Raw genomic sequence first — 17,108 nt, 5'->3', positions numbered from 1 at the left:
AGCGCCCGGACATGCCTATAGAGGAGGCCGGTTTTTTCATCGCATCGGGTTGTCGGCCCGATTCGCCAAAATATTCGCCAGATGGCCGGGGAGCCAGTACACTTATGAAATTGTAATTTTCCTACATTTTGCCCGGAGGTTGAATCATGGCACCTGCTAAACCGGCCGTCCTGTTAATCCTGGATGGCTTTGGATACAGCGAAACGTCCGCATCCAATGCGATTGAAAAGGCCAATGCGCCGACCTGGAAGCGGCTGTGGAATGACTACCCCCATAGCCTGATTCACACCTCGGGGATGGATGTCGGCCTGCCGGATGGGCAAATGGGCAATTCCGAAGTAGGTCACATGAACCTGGGCAGCGGGCGAATTGTCTACCAGCAGCTGACCCGGGTGACCAAGGCCATCGAAGATGGCGATTTTTTTGAGAACCCGGCCCTAACCGGCGCCGTCGACAGCGCGGTTAAGGAAGGCAAGGCGGTTCATCTGCTGGGGTTGTTGTCTCCCGGTGGCGTTCACGCTCATGAAGATCATTTTCACGCCATGGTCGATCTGGCCGTGAAGCGCGGCGCCACGAAAGTGTACGTCCATGCTTTTCTGGATGGCCGGGATACACCGCCACGCTCGGCTCTGGCCACGATCGAGGCACTGGAAGCCAAGCTGGAGAAATTGGGCGTCGGCGGCATCGTCTCGATGATCGGTCGTTATTACGCGATGGACCGGGATAACCGCTGGGAGCGGGTGCAGGCCGCTTATGACCTGCTGACCAAGGGGAGCGCCGATATCGTCGCTTCCACTCCCATGGACGCCTTGCACGCGGCCTATGAGCAGGATAAAGACGATGAGTTCGTACCGGCTACCTCAATTCGGGCCGACGGCACGTCGCCGGTAACCTTGCAAGATGGGGATGCCGTGGTTTTCATGAATTTCCGGCCCGACCGGGCGCGCGAACTGACCCGGGCGTTCACCGACGATCAGCTCGATAGCACACTGGACCGCTCGGTGCGTCCGTCACTGGCGACTTTCACTACCCTGACCGAGTACGCGGCAGACATCGATGCACCGGTGGCCTACCCGCCGGAAAACCTGGTGAATACGCTGGGTGAAGTGATGGAGCAGCAGGGCAAGAACCAGCTGCGCATCGCTGAAACCGAAAAATACGCTCACGTGACCTTCTTTTTCAGTGGCGGCCGTGAAGATGAGTACCGCGGCGAAGATCGTATTCTGGTGCCGTCTCCCAAAGTGGCCACCTACGACCTGCAGCCAGAGATGAGCGCACCGGAAGTCACCGACCGGTTGGTTGGGGCCATTGAATCCGGCAAGTACGATCTGGTGATCTGCAATTACGCCAACGGCGATATGGTTGGCCATACCGGTAAAATGGAGGCCGCGATTAAGGCCGTCGAGGCGCTGGACGTTGCATTGGAGCGGGTTACCACCGCCGCGCTCAAGGCCGGTGGCGAATGCCTGATCACCGCCGATCACGGCAATGTTGAATTGATGGTCGACCCGGAAACCGGGGGTGCGGTCACCAGCCACACCATTTTCCCGGTGCCGCTGGTGTATGTCAGTAACCAGGCAGACGGCGTGAGCCTCAAGGAAGGCCGGCTGGCCGATATCGCCCCGACCTTGCTGACCATGATGCACCTGGAGGTTCCGGCGGAAATGACCGGAACCAATCTGATTCAGCCCGGGTAATTTCGCGCCATTGGAGCCAGTGAACCCCGTTGGCGCTGGCCAGGACAGGACAGGTCGTAAAGACTATGAAATGAGTGAGCCGCATTCGCGGCTTTACTTTAAACACGGCACCGCTTGCGGTAGCCTGCCTCCAGACACTAGCCCCTATATGGATGGGGCTCACCCCAATCTGAATGAGTTCGCCGTATCTGTGTTTCAATTGACTGCGTTTCAACGCACCCTGGTCTGGCTAATACTCTGCAGTATGGTGAACATTTCGTTTGCTGAAGATGAACTAACGCTGCGTGAAAGGGATTTGAAGCAATTGCAGTCCCAGATTGGCGACTTGCAGCAACAGCTTGGTCGTAATCGTGCCGAGGTATCGGAACAGCGTCAGGCGCTGGAGGAGACAGAACGCAGGCTCGGGCAATTGAACCGACAATTGAATGATCTGGCGCAACGCTTGAGTCAGGCGGTTAGCCGACGCACCGACCTGGAAGCGGAGCAGGCCAGGCTGGAGCAACAGCTGGAAGGCCAGCGTGATGCGATAGCCGGGATTTTACGTCTGGCTTACAAACAGAACAATCAGCCGCTGATTAAGCTGTTGTTGTCTGGTGAAAGACCGGAGGATCTGGCCAGACAGATGCAATACTTTGCGATTCTGAACCGTCAGCAGAATGATCAGCTGCAGCAGTGGATTGAACAATCCAATCGTCTGGCTGAGGTTATTCGCGAACAGACCCGGCTGACAGAGCAATTGAGCCGTGACCGGGATGAACTGGCAAAAGCCCAGACAGAAGCGGCTACCCAGAAAAACCGACGCGCGCAGATTCTGGTCAACTTGCAATCTGAGGCAGCGCAAACAGAGCAGTCGCTGGAGCGCAAGCAGGATGAGCAGGCTCAGTTGGCGCAATTGATTGAGCGTATGCAGGCGGAACTGACGGATATGAATCTTGATTTTCCGGCTGATATCGACATGGCCGATGTTAGAGGCGGCTTGCCCTGGCCGCTGGACGGTGCGCTTCGCGCCCGGTATGACACGGCTCAGGATAGCTCGGGCCTTAAGTGGCAAGGCTGGTGGCTGGCAGCAGCTACCGGAACAGACGTCAGGGCCGTGCACCATGGACGGGTAGTCTTTTCGGACTGGCTGAATGGTTTTGGGCTGTTGGTCATTCTCGATCATGGCGATGGGTTGATGACCCTTTATGGTCGGAACCAGACGCTCCTGCGTACCGTAGGAGAGTGGGTGAAGGCCGGTGATACGTTGGCTGAAGTTGGCGCCTCGGGTGGATTTGACGAAAGTGGACTGTATTTTGAAGTGCGGCGCAATGGCCGTCCTGAAAATCCGGCCAACTGGCTAGAAAACCGCTAAACTTATGGCTTTGGTCTTAGGACATTATTGTTGTTCATATGAATACAAAGTTCAGATGATTGAATGTTTATGATCAGGCAACCCTATACAGAACAACCCAACACAGATGTGAAAGGAACCGTTATGAAGTTGATCCGCAGTCCCTGGTTGAGCGCAATTACCGCCCTGGTCATTGGCGTTTCCATCGGTATCGCGAGCAGCGTTCATGCCGAGCGGGTAGAAACGCGCCTTCCGGTCGACGACGTTCGAATGTTCTCGCAGGTTTTGGAGCGCATCAAGCAGGCTTACGTTGAAGACGTTGAAGACAGCGAGCTGATTGAAAATGCGATTGAGGGCATGCTGTCGGGCCTTGATCCTCATTCCGATTATCTGACTCCCGAAGATTTCAAAGACTTGCGTGAGAGTACGCGTGGCGAATTCGGTGGGCTGGGCATTGAAATATCACTCGATGATACCGGCTTTGTGCGGGTTGTTGCCCCCATCGACGACACCCCGGCCTATCGGGCTGGCATGCAGTCGGGTGACCTGATTACCCAGATCGATGACACGCCGGTGAAGGGCATGAGCATTGGTGATGCCGTCAACCTGATGCGCGGACGTCCGGGTACGGATGTGCGTCTGACGGTCGCGCGTGAGGGTGAGACTCAGCCGCTCGAATTCGAGATTACCCGTGACATTATTCAGGTCACCAGCATCCGTAATCGAATGATAGAGCCGGGCGTCGGCTATGTGCGGATATCCCAGTTCCAGGAACGCACTGGTCGCGATTTCGTGGAAGCCATGGCGTCACTGCGTACTGAAAACGAGGGTGCGCTCGATGGTTTGGTGCTCGATCTGCGCAACAACCCGGGTGGTGTGTTGCAGGCGTCGGTTGATGTGGTCGATGCTCTGATCAGCCAGGGTCTGATTGTTTACACCGAAGGTCGGCTGCCCAATTCCGCCAGTGAGTTTGAAGCCAATTCAGACGACCCGAGCGAAGGTGTCAGTCTGGTGGTGTTAATTAATGGCGGGTCTGCTTCGGCATCTGAAATTGTGGCTGGCGCCGTTCAGGACCATCGCCGTGGTGTTATTATGGGCACGCGTAGCTTCGGGAAGGGGTCGGTACAAACCATTTTGCCGCTGAACGATAATCATGCAATCAAACTCACCACGGCGCGATATTTCACGCCAAACGGCCGGTCGATCCAGGCTCAGGGTATTGAACCGGACATTATCGTCAATCAGGGCAAACTCACCCAGGAAAACGGCAATCCCTATTATTCAGAAGCCGACCTTGCCGGTCATCTGCTTAACGGTGATGAAGAGAATGGTAGCGACGAGAACGGAGAGGCCGAACAAGCCGATCAAAATGAACAGACTGAGGAATCCGCCGATGAGGCGAGTAATGAGCTCATCGACGACTACCAGCTGTTCCAGGCCGTGACGTTGTTGAAAGGCATGCGCGTCCTGAATGCCTCGCGTTAACACGATGGGGCGCCTGGCTCTGTGGTCGAGCCTGTGCGCCTTCTTCTTGCTCATCTCAGGGTTAGCGTCGGCCGCAGACCGCAATAAAGTGGCGGTAGTCGTCGATGATCTGGGCAACCAATGGCAATCTGGTCTGGCGGCCATTCAGGTTCCTTTTATTAAAACCATTGCGATAATGCCGGGGCTGCCTTACACCATTCCCCTTGCGGAATCGACGGTGGCGGTTGGCAAAACCGTCATTGTTCACGTGCCCATGTCCAATGAAAGTGATTTCCCGCTGGGCCCCCTGGGGTTGACCCGGGCCGATGGGGATCAACAGTTACTCGCCAATTTGTCGATGGGTATGGATTCGGTGCCTCATGCCGAAGGGCTCAGCAATCATATGGGCAGTCGGCTGACGCGCGATGCCGAGGCCATGGGCTGGGTTATGGCTGAGTTGCTCGATCGCAACTGGTTTTATTTCGACAGTGTGACGGTAGCAAACTCTCAGGGATGGCGTATGGCGGAGCAGATGGGCGTGCCCTGGAAACGGCGGCAGGTTTTTCTGGACCATGAACCCACTCCTGAATTCATTGAGCAGCAATGGCAACTGGCGTTGAGAATAGCGCGCCAGAATGGCTCGGTTACCGTTATTTGCCACCCTTACCCGGAAACGCTTGCTTTTTTTGAAAGCCTGGAACTGACTGATTACCCGGACATAGATTGGGTTTCGATAAAAGACCTTCTGCACCAACCCAAACGCCTGGTTCCGCAGTGGCGACCTCACAGCATTCCGAAAGGGGCTTATTCCCGACGTCAGTCCTGATGGCCTTGCCATTCCTTTAACTCAAGCTTCGGAGGTTCGCAACCAACTGAGTGTCAGGTGCCGGGTATACCTATCTGGGGGAGTCTGAGGCATGGATGCCGAAGTCTAGGCCCCATGGATGGGTTCACGCCGACCCCTGATCGGTATACCCGGTGCCTGAAACCCTTGGCATCAAAGTAAAACCGAACTCCGAAACCGGAGCTTCAATACGTCGTCATTCATGACGGATTCAGCTAACTGTGCGACACTATTACGCAGGCTTTACACAATAAACGGTGGTCTCCCCGGCTCCCAGATAACGTCGGCGAATCACGGATTATGATCCCCCGGATCGTCTCATTTTGAAGGAAACAGGTATGAAGTATTGGGGTGTGTTGGTATTGATCTGTGCAACGGTAGTGGCCGGCTGCGCCACGCTCAGTGAAGAGGAGTGCCAGACGGCAGACTGGTACGCCATTGGTTATGAAGACGGTGCCAACGGCCAGCCCGATACGCGAATAGGTTCACACCGGGAAGCCTGTGCCAAGCATGGCGTAACGCCAGACTTGCGTGACTATCAGGACGGCCACGATGAAGGCCTGCTGACGTTCTGTACACCCAGAAATGGCTTTAATCGCGCGCGCAGCGGTTATCGGTACAATGGCATTTGCCCTCCCTCACTGGAACCGGAATTTCTGGACGGTTACGAAGCGGGCCGTCAGATATACCAGGTGTCCAGCGAGGTCAGTCGGCTGGAGAGAGAGCAGCGCAGCAATGAAGCCGAGCAAGATCGCATCGAACAGCAACTGCTGGAGAAAGAAGCGGCCTTGTTCAGTGCCAGTACACCCGAAGAGCAGCGTCGTGTGATTTATGAAGAAATTGCCTTGTTGAAAGAGCGCCAGGGCACCCTTGAGCAACAGCGCGATGACATTATCCGCAACCTGGCGGATGCTGAAGCGCGCCTGAGAGAACTGCGCAATCGCTACAGTTACTACTAACTCAAATTTTTCGGAGTTCGGATTGCCTTGGAGGAATTGGACCCCATAGGGTACACCCGGCACCCGCCGTTAGTCTCTCCTGCTCGAGCTCCTAAACTTAATTATTTAAGCAGGTGAAGGCGGCATGATCGGATTCGACAGTCATTGCCATCTGGATTTTCTGGATGATGCCCCTCAATGCATGGCCGACGCCGAAACCGCTGGCATCGCCCGCTGGCTGATCCCGGGAACTGGGCCCGACCAGTGGCGCCAGGCGCATCAGCGTTTCGGTCAGGATGACAGAGTGCTGCTGGCTGCAGGGCATCACCCCTGGTTCCTGCCCGACAGTGCGCCCGACATCCAATCGCTTGAATCCTGGCTGGACCAACACAGCGATAGCGTCGCTATCGGCGAGATCGGCCTAGATTTTTTCAGGCACCATCCCCGCTCGGCGGCCGCCGAGCATCAGTTCGACTGGTTTATGGCGCAGTTGGCGGTGTCCAGTGAGTGTCTACAGCCAGTCATTATTCATTCTGTTAAAGCCCACGACCGGATCTTGCAGGGTCTTAAGCGCTATCCAAGGGTGGGAGGGGTCGTGCATGGTTTTGTCGGGCCCTATGCTCAGGCGAAGGCCTACCTTGACCGCGGGTTTTACCTGGGCGCGGGCAGTGTGGTGTTTCAATCGGCCAAAACACTGGACGCTTTCGCACGAATACCGGCTGAGCGGATACTGGTGGAAACCGATGCCCCCGACCAGCACGTGCCGGATCAATACCGCAATGCAGCCGACCCATCTGACACCGGTCTCCCAGACAATGCATTGCTGGACTGGCTGTCAATATTGAAACGCATCGCCGCAGCCCGACAGATGGACAGCGCTATCCTGACGGAACAGGTTTGCCAGAATGCCTCCTCGCTGTTCAGACTCTAACCAACCTGTCTTCAGATTTCTTAATCAAGTAACTCGAATTCTTTAGATATAAGTTGTCATTAAGCTGCATTAAAGTGTCGGCATCTCGCGGCTAAAGGCTGCAAGACACCCACTTATACCAATTAGGAGTTTTATTATGAATGCAATTTCCCCCCTGACCATGGTCGCTGGCCGCGTATTGATTTCCTTTATGTTCATCATCAGTGGTCTGCAAAAAATTACCGGTCTGGAAGGCAACCAGGGGTACATGGAAATGATGGGCGTACCTGGCATCCTGATTTACCCGACCATTCTGGTTGAAGTATTGGGCGGCCTGGCCGTGTTAATTGGTTACCAGGCCAGGATTGGCGCCTTGTTACTGGCTGGCTTCTGTGTACTGTCGGGCATCATTTTCCACTTCGACCCGTCTGACCAGATGCAGATGATTTCCTTTAACAAAAACCTGGCTATCGCCGGTGGCTTCCTGTTCATCGTTGCCATGGGCCCGGGCAAACTGAGCATCGAAGGCCGTAAAGGCTGATATCCATCCGGAATTGTAAACCAGGGCGCTTCGGCGCCCTTTTTTTTGGGTTGGGTTGGCCAGGTCTGTTGTCTCCGGATTACACAAATCCTGTAACCTCCCCCTGCCTATTGGCGCATGAAAACTGTACAATGCCCGCCCATTTCGCGCTGGCTTGTTGCCAAGCGCCACTGTCGATAGGTTTTCGCTTTGATTTCCACCGCTAACATCACCATGCAATTCGGGGCCAAACCCCTGTTTGAAAACGTCTCGGTCAAATTTGGCAACAGCAATCGCTACGGTCTGATTGGCGCCAATGGCTGCGGTAAATCGACCTTTATGAAAATTCTGGGCGGGGATCTGGAGCCCACCAATGGCCAGGTTATGCTCGATCCCCATACGCGCCTGGGTAAGTTGCGTCAGGATCAGTTTGCCTTTGAAGATCAAACCGTCATCGATACTGTCATCATGGGCCATACCGAGTTGTCGCGGGTTAAAGCCGAGCGCGAGCGCATCTATTCATTGCCGGAAATGAGCGAAGACGATGGCATGGCCGTGGCGGAGCTGGAAGTAGCCTTTGCCGAAATGGATGGCTACACCGCCGATTCTCGCGCCGGTGAACTGTTGCTCGGTCTGGATATCCCGCTGGAGCAGCATAACGGGCCAATGAGTGCCCTGGCACCAGGCTGGAAGCTTCGCGTACTGCTGGCACAGGCGTTGTTTTCCGATCCCGATGTTCTGCTGCTCGACGAGCCCACCAACCACCTGGACATCAATACCATTCGCTGGCTGGAAAGTATTCTGGTGGCGCGCAACAGCACCATGATCATCATTTCGCACGACCGTCACTTCCTGAACAGTGTCTGTACGCACATGGCGGATCTGGATTATGGCGAGCTGCGCCTGTTCCCAGGCAACTACGACGAGTACATGACCGCTGCCACCCAGGCTCGCGAGCAACTGCTGTCGGACAATGCCAAGAAAAAGGCCCAGATCGCCGAGTTGCAAACCTTTGTCAGCCGTTTTTCCGCCAACGCTTCCAAAGCCAAGCAGGCCACTTCGCGCGCCAAGCAGATCGACAAGATTCAACTGGCCGAGGTGAAGCCCTCCAGCCGGGTTAGCCCCTTTATCCGCTTTGATCAGGAAAAGAAATTGCATCGCCAGGCGATAACCCTGACGGACCTGACCTTTGGTTACGAGGTCGACGCACCGCTGTTTAAAAAGCTGAGCGTCAAGGTTGAAGCTGGCGAACGCATTGCCATCATTGGCCCCAACGGTATCGGCAAGACGACACTGCTTAACGTGATGGCAGGCAAACTGACCCCTCAGGCGGGTGAGGTTAAATGGACCGACAGTGCCGACGTTGGCTATTTCGCCCAGGACCACACCGAAGATTTCGCCCGCAATGCTACCCTGTTCGAGTGGATGTCCCAATGGACTACTCAGGGCGAACAGGCGGTACGCGGTGCTCTGGGCCGTATGCTGTTTTCAGGCGATGAAATTGGCAAATCAGTGAAGGTGATTTCCGGTGGTGAGCAGGGCCGCATGCTATTCGGTAAACTGACGCTGACCAAACCCAACGTGATGCTGATGGACGAACCTACCAACCACCTGGATATGGAATCCATCGAGGCGTTGAACCTGGCGCTGGAGAACTATCCGGGCACACTGATTTTTGTCAGCCACGACCGGGAATTTGTGTCCTCGCTGGCAACGCGCATTCTGGATATGCAGCCAAATGGGATCACCGATTTCACTGGTAATTACGAAGAGTATTTGCGCAGTTTGGGTGTGCAGTAAACGCTAAACAGAGTGCCAGGTACCGGGTGAGTCTGTCCGGGGAAGTCCGCAACATGGATGTTGCGGACCAGGCTCCATGGAGGGATTCACGCCGACCCCGGACAGACTTACCCGGTGCCTGGCGCGGGCTCATAGCAACAAACTTAATTTAACCAACAGTTTCGGTTTTATGATCAGTTGACCTGCCTTGCGGCAACCAAACCGATATCAATGCCGCCAGCGCAACAAAGCCCGTCGAGACCCATAGACACATCTCCAGCCCGTAGGCCTGATACAACCAGCCCGACAATACCGTCCCGAGCAAGCGTCCGCCAGCGTTGGCCATATAGTAAAAGCCGACGTCCAGAGAGACACCGTCGGCATCGGCGTAGCTGACAATCAAATAGCTGTGCAGCGACGAATTAACCGCGAACAGCACACCGAACACCAGCAAACCGCCAATCAACACTGTGGTTATGGGGTCCATTGTCATCAGGCCAATGGCGATGCCCGCCGGAATGACCGCCAGCAATACTGCCCAGACAATGGTCGCGTTGCGCCCGGGTACCCGACCGGATCGTTTGCCAGTCAGATGGGGTGCCTGAGATTGCACCACTCCGTAACCGATGACCCACAACGCCATGAAGGCGCCCACTTGCACGTGCGGCCAGCCGAGCACCTGGCTGAGAAACACCGGCAGCGCAACAACAAACCAGACATCCCGGGCACCGAACAGAAACAGCCGTGCGGCAGACAATACGTTTATGGCAGGACTCTTGGAAAACATCCGGCTGAATTTGGGTTTGTTTTTAGCCTTGCCCAGATCCTGTTTGAGCAGGCGCAGACTGAGTGCGAACACCAATGCCAGTGCCACTGCCATGGCACCGGCCGCACCGCGAAATCCCAGACCAGCGAGCAGCGCACCCCCCAAAAAAAAGCCGACGCCTTTCAGCGCGTTTTTGGATCCGGTAAGCAGGGCAACCCAGTGATACAACCGGCTCTGCTGATCGCCCGGCACCAGCAATTTGATCGAGCTCTTGGCGCTCATTTTATTCAGATCTTTGGCGATGCCAGACAATGCCTGGGCTGCCATAACCCAGGGCACGGTGAGCCAGAGGGGCGGAACCAACAGCATGGCTAATGCAATGATTTGAAAAGCCAGCCCCAGGTTCATCGTCTTGTTTAAACCTAGCCTGGCACCCAGCCAGCCTCCGACAAGATTGGTGACAATGCCAAAGAATTCGTAGAACAAAAACAGCAGCGCGATCTCAAGTGGCGAGTAACCCAGGCTGTGAAAATGCAGTACCACCAGCATGCGCAACGCGCCATCAGTCAGCGTAAACGCCCAATAATTACCTGTGACAACCAGGTATTGGCGGACACCGGCGGAAAGATCGCGCAGTTTAATCATCGATCACTCAGTCCGACTTTTCGGGCCAGTTCCACGGTTCTGTTGGCGTAACCCCATTCATTGTCGTACCAGGCATAGAGTTTCACCTGGGTGTCGTTAACGACCATAGTCGACAGTGCATCGATGATGCTGGAACGTGGGTCGGTCTTGTAGTCGACTGAGACCAGCGGGCGTTCCTCGTAGCCCAGAATGCCTTTGAGGTCACCGACTGCGGCGGCTTTTAAAAGAGCATTCACCTCCTCTGCTGTGGTCGCGCGTTCAACCTCAAACACACAGTCAGTCAGTGACGCATTGGCCAGCGGTACCCGAACAGCATGGCCGTTCAACCGGCCTTTCAGTTCAGGGAAAATTTCAATGATGGCGGTAGCCGAACCCGTCGTGGTAGGAATCAGACTGCTGCCACAGGCGCGAGCGCGGCGCAGGTCTTTATGTGGCGTGTCGAGAATGCTCTGGGTGTTGGTCAGATCGTGAATGGTGGTGATGGAACCATGACGAATGACGAGGTTTTCGTGAATCACCTTTACCACGGGCGCCAGGCAGTTCGTGGTGCAGGAGGCGGCGGTTACGATGCGATGGAGTTCGGGGTCGTACCGATCGTCGTTGACGCCCATAACGACGTTCAGGACGTCAGGATGTTTGACGGGTGCCGTCACCACCACCCGTTTTACACCCTGTTCCAGGTAGCCGTTTAACAAGGCGGTATCGCGCATTTTACCGGAGGCTTCGATGACAACATCGCATCCTGACCAATCGGTATCGGCAATGGTTTTGGACTGGGTGACGTTGATGCGCTGTTCGCCGATATGGATGACATCACGGTCGGATGTCGCCTCGTGTTTCCAGATCCCGTGGACCGAATCGAAATTCAACAGGTGGGCGTGCGTTGCGGCGTCGCCAGCCGGATCGTTGATTTTAACGAAGGCTACTTCGGGCCAGTCGAAGGCTGCGCGTAAGGCCAGGCGGCCGATGCGACCGAACCCATTGATGCCAATTTTCAGTGTCATGTTGTGTCTCCACGATAAACAGTAAAGGGCAAGTTCAGGAAGCCGTGGGTTGTGGCGATGTCGAGCGACGATCCATCCAGGGTTGGGTGCGGTTGGCAATGGCAACCAGTGACAACATGACCGGCACTTCAACCAATACGCCCACAACCGTTGCCAGTGCCGCCCCCGAATGCAGGCCGAAGAGCGATATCGCCACAGCCACGGCCAGTTCGAAAAAGTTTGATGACCCAATCAAACACGCCGGTGCTGCGATGTTGTGCGGTAACCGCAACCACCAGGCGCCAATGAAAGCAATGATAAAGATGCCATATGTCTGGAGTGTTAATGGAATGGCGATCATGCCAATGGCCAGTGGTTGTGCGATCAGGGTTTCTGCCTGCAAACCGAACAACAGAATGACGGTGGCCAGTAAACCCAATATGGACCAGGGTTTGATGGTGGCGAGAAAAGATGTCAGTTGATCGGGCTGACCACACCGGTTTAGCCAATTGCGGGTCAGTACCCCTGCAATCAAAGGAAGCACAACATAGAGCACAACTGACAGCAGCAGAGTTGACCAGGGCACCTGTACATCCGTGACGCCGAGTAGGAAAGCAGCCAGTGGCGCGAACGCTACGATCATGATCAGGTCGTTAACAGATACCTGAACCAGGGTGTAGTTGGCGTTGCCGCGGGTCAGCTGGCTCCAGACAAACACCATAGCGGTGCAGGGCGCAACACCGAGTAAAACCATGCCAGCAATGTATTCAGTGGCGGTGGCCGGGTCTACCCAGGGGGCGAAGATCACCCGAAAAAACAGCCAACCCATGGCCAGCATGGTTAAGGGTTTGATCAGCCAGTTAACCACCAGTGTTAACGCCAGCCCTTTGGGCTGATCGGCGACTTGCCGCAACGATGACAAATCGATTTGCACCATCATCGGGTAAATCATCAGCCAGATGAGCACGGCTATGACCAGATTAACATGCGCAAATTCGAGACCAGCAACTACCTCAAATACCGACGGAAACAGCCAGCCCAACAATGCACCTGTGATGATAGCCAGTGCAACCCAAAGCGAGAGGAGGCGTTCAAAGATTCCCATCAGTGCATCTCCTGGGTCGTGTTTTGGCTGGCTTTAGAGTCTGTAGGGCAACACTGCTCGGTACGTTCGGGCCGATCACCCATGGCCAGTAAGCGCTCAGTGTCCTCTTCTACCCAGTCGGCATTGGCGGCCAGTGTTTCATCGAGCACGGAAAGGCACCAGTCGGGTACATTCGGGTTGATGGAGTAAAATACCCACTGGCTGTTGCGCCGGTCCTGCAGCAGGCCGCTGTTGCGCAATTGCGCCAGGTGTCGTGAAATTTTAGGCTGACTTTCCTGCAAGGCTTCGGTGAGTTCACAGACGCACAGCTCTTGCTGACTGTGGATCAACAGTAGTGCGCGCAACCGGGTATCCTCGGCCAGGTTTTTGAAGAATGCCAGCGGAGTCAGGCTGTGCTGACGGGCGCGAAAGGGTTTACCCTGAATCAGCAGGAACATCTGGAGGCGTTCACTCAGTTCGTTCAGGGTGGTTTCGAACGGACGCAGGCCACTGCGGGTCACCGGGTCTTCAAAGTCCCAGGCGAGTGTCTGGTGCGTACCCTGGACCGACTGACATTCCAGCGTGGCCTTGTTGCACAGGGTAATCACGATGTCGAATGGCTCGTCGAGCACGTCACCGAGCGATTTTGACCGCAACCCGTCCGTCGACATGCCCGCCCCTTTTAGGGCTCGCAGCGCCCGCATATCCGCCTGGCTTGGCTCCATTCCGGCACTAAACACTTGATACCGATCACCGGCCATCTCTCGCATCAGCGCCTCGGCCATTAATGAGCGGGCTGAGTTGGCAGTGCAAATAAAGAGAACACGTTGTTTCGGGCTCATAACACGGACCTGAAGTGCTGGAATTCGAAAAATCATATATATGAAAAAACATATGTCAATAGTGATCGTTAACAGACGGTAAGATCGGAGCACAGTAGACGAATTGTGGTCCGCAACGCCGCGTTGCTCGCCGCTTGCGGTGGGTTTGCGTATGATGGCGGTTTAACTGTCTCGAACTCTGTAAGGTGCCCATGATTACGGACCCAATTTTCTACCTGCTCGCCATTCCCGCTACCCTGCTGTATGGCATCTCCAAGGGCGGTATGGGCGGTGGCCTGGGTATCGTCGCGGTACCGATGATGGCGCTGGTGATCTCACCCAGTCAGGCTGCAGCCATCATGTTGCCCATATTGTGTGTGATGGATCTGTTTGCGGTCTGGGGCTTCCGAGGGGTGTACGACAAGGCAAATCTGCGCATCATTTTACCGGCGTCGCTGGTGGGTATCGGGGTGGGTGCGGCGACGTATCAGTATTTGTCTGATGACCATATCAAGCTGTTTGTGGGTGCAATCGCTCTGGTATTCGCCTTGAACTGGGTGGCTCAGCAAATGCGCGGCAGGGTACTGAACGCCAAGCCAGTCAGCAAAATTGCCGGCGGGATCTACGGTGCTCTGGCGGGCCTGACCAGTTTCAGTGTTCATGCCGGTGGTCCGCCGATCAATATGTATCTGTTGCCCCAGCAAATGAACAAGACGCTCTTTGTCGGCACCACGGTGATCTTTTTTACCGTTGTTAACTACGTCAAACTGGTGCCGTACGCCTGGATGGGGATGCTCGACGGCAACAACCTGATGACATCCCTGGCATTGGTTATACTGGCACCGATCGGCATTCGTATGGGTATGTACATGCACCATAGAATTAATGAAACCTGGTTTTACTGGGTTTGCTATGTGTTGCTGGTCGCGGCGGGTGGCAAACTGATGTATGACGGCGTGATGGGGCTTCTACGATAAGTCGTCGTTCTGAAAAGGCACTTGATATCCGGCGTTATCCACCTACTTTAAGAGGTGAATAATTCACCTGGTAGGTCTATATGGCCAGCGGCTGGGCCGGAGACGGCGCTGTAAACGAACAGATCGAATCTACGGTAAATGACGCCATCGAACGCGTGCGCAGTCAGTTACCCAAGGGCGACAGCGCCGAGTTCTGCGAAGAATGCGAGGCGCCCATCCCCGAGGCTCGCCGTAAAGCCGTACCCGGCGTACGCCACTGCGTGGCCTGCCAGACGGAACTCGACCAGGAGGCCTCCGGGCCAAGCCTGTATAACCGCCGGGGTAGCAAAGACAGCCAGTTGCGTTAGTTGCTCATGCTGTGGTGCCTCAGACTACCCCGCATAGGCCATCCTGGTCGCTGACACTTAATTTGGCGGTCACCTTAGAGGCAACACTTTTATCAGATGATAACCAAGCTTAGTTTTTATCGGCCCGGATTGTGGCGGAGCAGGGGGTTTGTCTTGACACGTAGTGGGTTGAAACGCTGTAGATTATACCTATATTATTATATTCTAATATAAGTGTGCCTACAGCCGCAGGAGTTAATATGATTTTCAGACAGCTTTATGACGCGACCTCGTCGACCTATACCTATCTTCTCGGCGACGAAACGTCTCGCGAAGCCATGCTGATCGATCCGGTGTTCGAGCAGGTGCAGCGCGACCTGGCATTGATTCGGGAGTTAAAACTCAACCTGAAGCTGGTGGTCGACACTCACGCCCATGCCGACCACATCACGGCGGCCTGGGTGCTTAAGCAAAAGACCGGTTGCCAGATTGGCTCAGCCGAAGCGGTAGAAGCTGAAAATGTCGATTTACCGCTGAACGATGGGCAAACCTTCGGCGTCGCCAATATCGCTCTGGAAGCTCGTTCCACGCCGGGTCACACCAGTGGCTGTATGACCTATGTGTTGGCCGACCAGAGCAAAGCGTTTACCGGTGATGCCTTGCTCATTCGTGGCTGTGGTCGCAGTGATTTTCAGCAAGGTGACCCGGCGCGTCTGTACCAGTCGATTAACGGTCAGATTTTCACCCTGCCGGACAATTGCACCCTGTATCCCGCGCACGACTACAACGGTCGTACCTGCACCTCTGTCGCTGAAGAAAAAGAATTCAATGCAAGAGTAGGGGGCGACTCCAACGAAAACGATTTTGTGCGTTACATGAATGCCATGCAGCTACCGCACCCGAAAAAAATCGATGAAGCCTTGCCGAATAATATGCGCTCAGGCAAACCGAAAGATGGCAAATTACCGGACGAGCCGGATTGGGCCGATCTGCGAATAACGTTGGCTGGTTTTGCCGAGGTGGAGCCGGAGTGGGTCATTCAAAATCAACCATCTGTGACTATTCTTGATGTTCGCGAAAAAGAGGAAGTGACGGAAGCAGAGCTGCAAAAACTGGATAACCTGATGGTAATTCCATTGGGCCAACTGAGTGACCGTGTCAGCGAAGTGCCCACTGATAAGCCGGTTGTCACACTGTGCCGTTCTGGCAAGCGTTCCTCACTGGCGATTAGCATTCTGAAGAAGGCCGGTCATGATAAGGTCGCCAATATTCGGGGTGGTGTGTTGCAGTGGCCTTCGGCTTCGTGAACGGCCGTGGGTGACCGCCATGGAGGGCGATCATCCAACGAACCACCGGTAAAAAACGGTTCGACTCCATATTAACCACGCACAAAAAAGCCCGGCACAGGCCAGGCTCTTTCGTTGAATCTTGATGGTGCCCAGAGGCGGAATCGAACCACCGACACGGGGATTTTCAGTCCCCTGCTCTACCGACTGAGCTATCTGGGCGTGTTCGTGGTGCTCGGTGTGCCGTGCGTCGCGAACGAGGCGTATTAAACGAATTTTCGGTTTTGTCGTCAACCTTTTTTGGTTTAAATCTTTGATTTTTTTAAAGATTCCCGAAATCTGGCGATTGTTTGATCAGTGCGAGTGTACTTGTTGTGGGTCACTCCGGCACGTAACCTTCTGCCTGATCATAGTCTTGCCCGCTCAAAAACCGGTCCATCTGCTCCATCAGGTATTTGCGAGACGCCGGGTCGGTCATGGTCAGGTGTTTTTCGTTGATCAGTCGCGTCTGGTGGGCCTGCCATTCTTCCCAGGCCTGTTTCGATACGTTGTCGTAGATGTCCTGGCCTTTAGGGCCGGGGTAGGGCGGCTTGTCGAGGCCTTCCAGTTCCTGGTCATATTTGCGGCAATGTACCGTGCGAGTCATGAATGCATCCTTTGGTATTTGAAGTCTGATTTATGATGAAGATCAAAATAACGTTTTTTACAGTGTAGGAGTTTGCTCAATATGAGCGTCAG

At 54.9% G+C, this 17,108-nt stretch carries 16 protein-coding genes and 1 tRNA gene; 11 read left to right on the top strand and 6 right to left on the bottom strand.

What is annotated here, in order from left to right; all coding sequences use genetic code 11:
• Positions 1–146: 146 nt before the first annotated feature.
• The 8 genes from gpmI (at position 147) to WEB54_RS11360 (ending at position 9,503) form a co-directional block, all read left to right on the top strand.
• Positions 147–1,697 carry a 2,3-bisphosphoglycerate-independent phosphoglycerate mutase gene (gpmI, locus tag WEB54_RS11395; RefSeq protein WP_368055719.1) on the top strand — a complete coding sequence of 517 codons (1,551 nt, stop codon included), beginning with the start codon at positions 147–149 and terminating at the stop codon, positions 1,695–1,697.
• A 70-nt stretch (positions 1,698–1,767) separates the two neighbouring features.
• The gene (locus WEB54_RS11390; protein WP_368054387.1) at positions 1,768–3,048 is read left to right on the top strand and encodes a murein hydrolase activator EnvC; all 1,281 of its coding nucleotides are present in this window, start codon (positions 1,768–1,770) and stop codon (positions 3,046–3,048) included.
• A gap of 123 nt (positions 3,049–3,171) precedes the next feature.
• Positions 3,172–4,512, top strand: coding sequence for a S41 family peptidase (locus WEB54_RS11385; RefSeq protein ID WP_368054389.1), 1,341 nt, complete (start codon positions 3,172–3,174; stop codon positions 4,510–4,512).
• Positions 4,499–5,317 (top strand): divergent polysaccharide deacetylase family protein, encoded by an 819-nt coding sequence (locus WEB54_RS11380; protein ID WP_368055717.1) that lies wholly within the window; start codon positions 4,499–4,501, stop codon positions 5,315–5,317. The genes WEB54_RS11385 and WEB54_RS11380 overlap by 14 nt, the downstream gene beginning before the upstream one ends.
• A 356-nt stretch (positions 5,318–5,673) precedes the next feature.
• A complete protein-coding gene (locus WEB54_RS11375; protein WP_368054393.1) occupies positions 5,674–6,294 on the top strand; it encodes a DUF2799 domain-containing protein in 621 nt (206 codons plus the stop codon).
• A 124-nt stretch (positions 6,295–6,418) separates the two neighbouring features.
• Positions 6,419–7,204, top strand: coding sequence for a TatD family hydrolase (locus WEB54_RS11370; protein ID WP_368054395.1), 786 nt, complete (start codon positions 6,419–6,421; stop codon positions 7,202–7,204).
• Positions 7,205–7,340: 136 nt separating this feature from the next.
• The gene (locus tag WEB54_RS11365) at positions 7,341–7,724 is read left to right on the top strand and encodes a DoxX family protein (RefSeq protein ID WP_368054397.1); all 384 of its coding nucleotides are present in this window, start codon (positions 7,341–7,343) and stop codon (positions 7,722–7,724) included.
• A gap of 189 nt (positions 7,725–7,913) precedes the next feature.
• A complete protein-coding gene (locus WEB54_RS11360) occupies positions 7,914–9,503 on the top strand; it encodes an ABC-F family ATPase (protein WP_368054399.1) in 1,590 nt (529 codons plus the stop codon).
• 148 nt (positions 9,504–9,651) lie between these two features.
• On the opposite strand, the gene arsJ is transcribed toward WEB54_RS11360, so the two are convergent.
• Genes arsJ through WEB54_RS11340 form a run of 4 tightly spaced genes read right to left on the bottom strand, consistent with a single transcriptional unit; the run spans position 9,652 to position 13,802 of the window.
• Positions 9,652–10,893: an organoarsenical effux MFS transporter ArsJ gene (gene arsJ, locus WEB54_RS11355; protein ID WP_368054401.1), complete on the bottom strand. Its 1,242-nt coding sequence runs from the start codon at positions 10,891–10,893 to the stop codon at positions 9,652–9,654.
• Positions 10,890–11,897, bottom strand: a complete 1,008-nt coding sequence (locus WEB54_RS11350) for an ArsJ-associated glyceraldehyde-3-phosphate dehydrogenase (RefSeq protein ID WP_368054403.1) — start codon at positions 11,895–11,897, stop codon at positions 10,890–10,892. Before WEB54_RS11350 ends, arsJ begins: the two co-directional genes overlap by 4 nt.
• 34 nt (positions 11,898–11,931) lie before the next feature.
• The gene (arsB, locus tag WEB54_RS11345; RefSeq protein ID WP_368054405.1) at positions 11,932–12,981 is read right to left on the bottom strand and encodes an ACR3 family arsenite efflux transporter; all 1,050 of its coding nucleotides are present in this window, start codon (positions 12,979–12,981) and stop codon (positions 11,932–11,934) included.
• The gene (locus tag WEB54_RS11340) at positions 12,981–13,802 is read right to left on the bottom strand and encodes a metalloregulator ArsR/SmtB family transcription factor (protein ID WP_368054407.1); all 822 of its coding nucleotides are present in this window, start codon (positions 13,800–13,802) and stop codon (positions 12,981–12,983) included. The genes arsB and WEB54_RS11340 overlap by 1 nt, the downstream gene beginning before the upstream one ends.
• 191 nt (positions 13,803–13,993) lie before the next feature.
• Here WEB54_RS11340 and WEB54_RS11335 point away from each other — a divergent pair, with 191 nt between their 5' ends.
• The 3 genes from WEB54_RS11335 to WEB54_RS11325 all read left to right on the top strand — a co-directional run bounded on the left by WEB54_RS11335 (position 13,994) and on the right by WEB54_RS11325 (position 16,391).
• Positions 13,994–14,758 carry a sulfite exporter TauE/SafE family protein gene (locus WEB54_RS11335; protein ID WP_368054409.1) on the top strand — a complete coding sequence of 255 codons (765 nt, stop codon included), beginning with the start codon at positions 13,994–13,996 and terminating at the stop codon, positions 14,756–14,758.
• A gap of 80 nt (positions 14,759–14,838) precedes the next feature.
• The gene (locus WEB54_RS11330) at positions 14,839–15,105 is read left to right on the top strand and encodes a DksA/TraR family C4-type zinc finger protein (RefSeq protein WP_368054411.1); all 267 of its coding nucleotides are present in this window, start codon (positions 14,839–14,841) and stop codon (positions 15,103–15,105) included.
• 239 nt (positions 15,106–15,344) lie between these two features.
• The gene (locus WEB54_RS11325; RefSeq protein WP_368054413.1) at positions 15,345–16,391 is read left to right on the top strand and encodes an MBL fold metallo-hydrolase; all 1,047 of its coding nucleotides are present in this window, start codon (positions 15,345–15,347) and stop codon (positions 16,389–16,391) included.
• Between the two features lie 125 nt (positions 16,392–16,516).
• Here WEB54_RS11325 and WEB54_RS11320 read toward each other — a convergent pair.
• Both WEB54_RS11320 and WEB54_RS11315 read right to left on the bottom strand, forming a co-directional pair.
• A tRNA-Phe gene (locus WEB54_RS11320) sits at positions 16,517–16,592 on the bottom strand.
• Positions 16,593–16,749: 157 nt separating this feature from the next.
• On the bottom strand, positions 16,750–17,016 hold the full coding sequence (locus WEB54_RS11315) for an oxidative damage protection protein (protein ID WP_368054415.1): 267 nt from the start codon (positions 17,014–17,016) through the stop codon (positions 16,750–16,752).
• Between the last annotated feature and the right edge of the window lie 92 nt (positions 17,017–17,108).

Source organism: Saccharospirillum sp., from assembly GCF_040881935.1.
Taxonomy (GTDB): domain Bacteria; phylum Pseudomonadota; class Gammaproteobacteria; order Pseudomonadales; family Natronospirillaceae; genus Saccharospirillum.
The sequence above is the reverse complement of the archived record's forward strand: the minus strand, read 5'-3'. Positions and strand labels throughout refer to the sequence as shown.

Bases quoted from the DNA above. Each gene is read 5' to 3' on its own strand.
- gpmI (WP_368055719.1), top strand. From the start codon at position 147: ATGGCACCTGCTAAACCGGCCGTCCTGTTAATCCTGGATGGCTTTGGA.
- WEB54_RS11390 (WP_368054387.1), top strand. From the start codon at position 1,768: ATGAGTGAGCCGCATTCGCGGCTTTACTTTAAACACGGCACCGCTTGC.
- WEB54_RS11385 (WP_368054389.1), top strand. From the start codon at position 3,172: ATGAAGTTGATCCGCAGTCCCTGGTTGAGCGCAATTACCGCCCTGGTC.
- WEB54_RS11380 (WP_368055717.1), top strand. From the start codon at position 4,499: ATGCCTCGCGTTAACACGATGGGGCGCCTGGCTCTGTGGTCGAGCCTG.
- WEB54_RS11375 (WP_368054393.1), top strand. From the start codon at position 5,674: ATGAAGTATTGGGGTGTGTTGGTATTGATCTGTGCAACGGTAGTGGCC.
- WEB54_RS11370 (WP_368054395.1), top strand. From the start codon at position 6,419: ATGATCGGATTCGACAGTCATTGCCATCTGGATTTTCTGGATGATGCC.
- WEB54_RS11365 (WP_368054397.1), top strand. From the start codon at position 7,341: ATGAATGCAATTTCCCCCCTGACCATGGTCGCTGGCCGCGTATTGATT.
- arsJ (WP_368054401.1), bottom strand. From the start codon at position 10,893: ATGATTAAACTGCGCGATCTTTCCGCCGGTGTCCGCCAATACCTGGTT.
- WEB54_RS11350 (WP_368054403.1), bottom strand. From the start codon at position 11,897: ATGACACTGAAAATTGGCATCAATGGGTTCGGTCGCATCGGCCGCCTG.
- arsB (WP_368054405.1), bottom strand. From the start codon at position 12,981: ATGGGAATCTTTGAACGCCTCCTCTCGCTTTGGGTTGCACTGGCTATC.
- WEB54_RS11340 (WP_368054407.1), bottom strand. From the start codon at position 13,802: ATGAGCCCGAAACAACGTGTTCTCTTTATTTGCACTGCCAACTCAGCC.
- WEB54_RS11335 (WP_368054409.1), top strand. From the start codon at position 13,994: ATGATTACGGACCCAATTTTCTACCTGCTCGCCATTCCCGCTACCCTG.
- WEB54_RS11330 (WP_368054411.1), top strand. From the start codon at position 14,839: ATGGCCAGCGGCTGGGCCGGAGACGGCGCTGTAAACGAACAGATCGAA.
- WEB54_RS11325 (WP_368054413.1), top strand. From the start codon at position 15,345: ATGATTTTCAGACAGCTTTATGACGCGACCTCGTCGACCTATACCTAT.
- WEB54_RS11315 (WP_368054415.1), bottom strand. From the start codon at position 17,016: ATGACTCGCACGGTACATTGCCGCAAATATGACCAGGAACTGGAAGGC.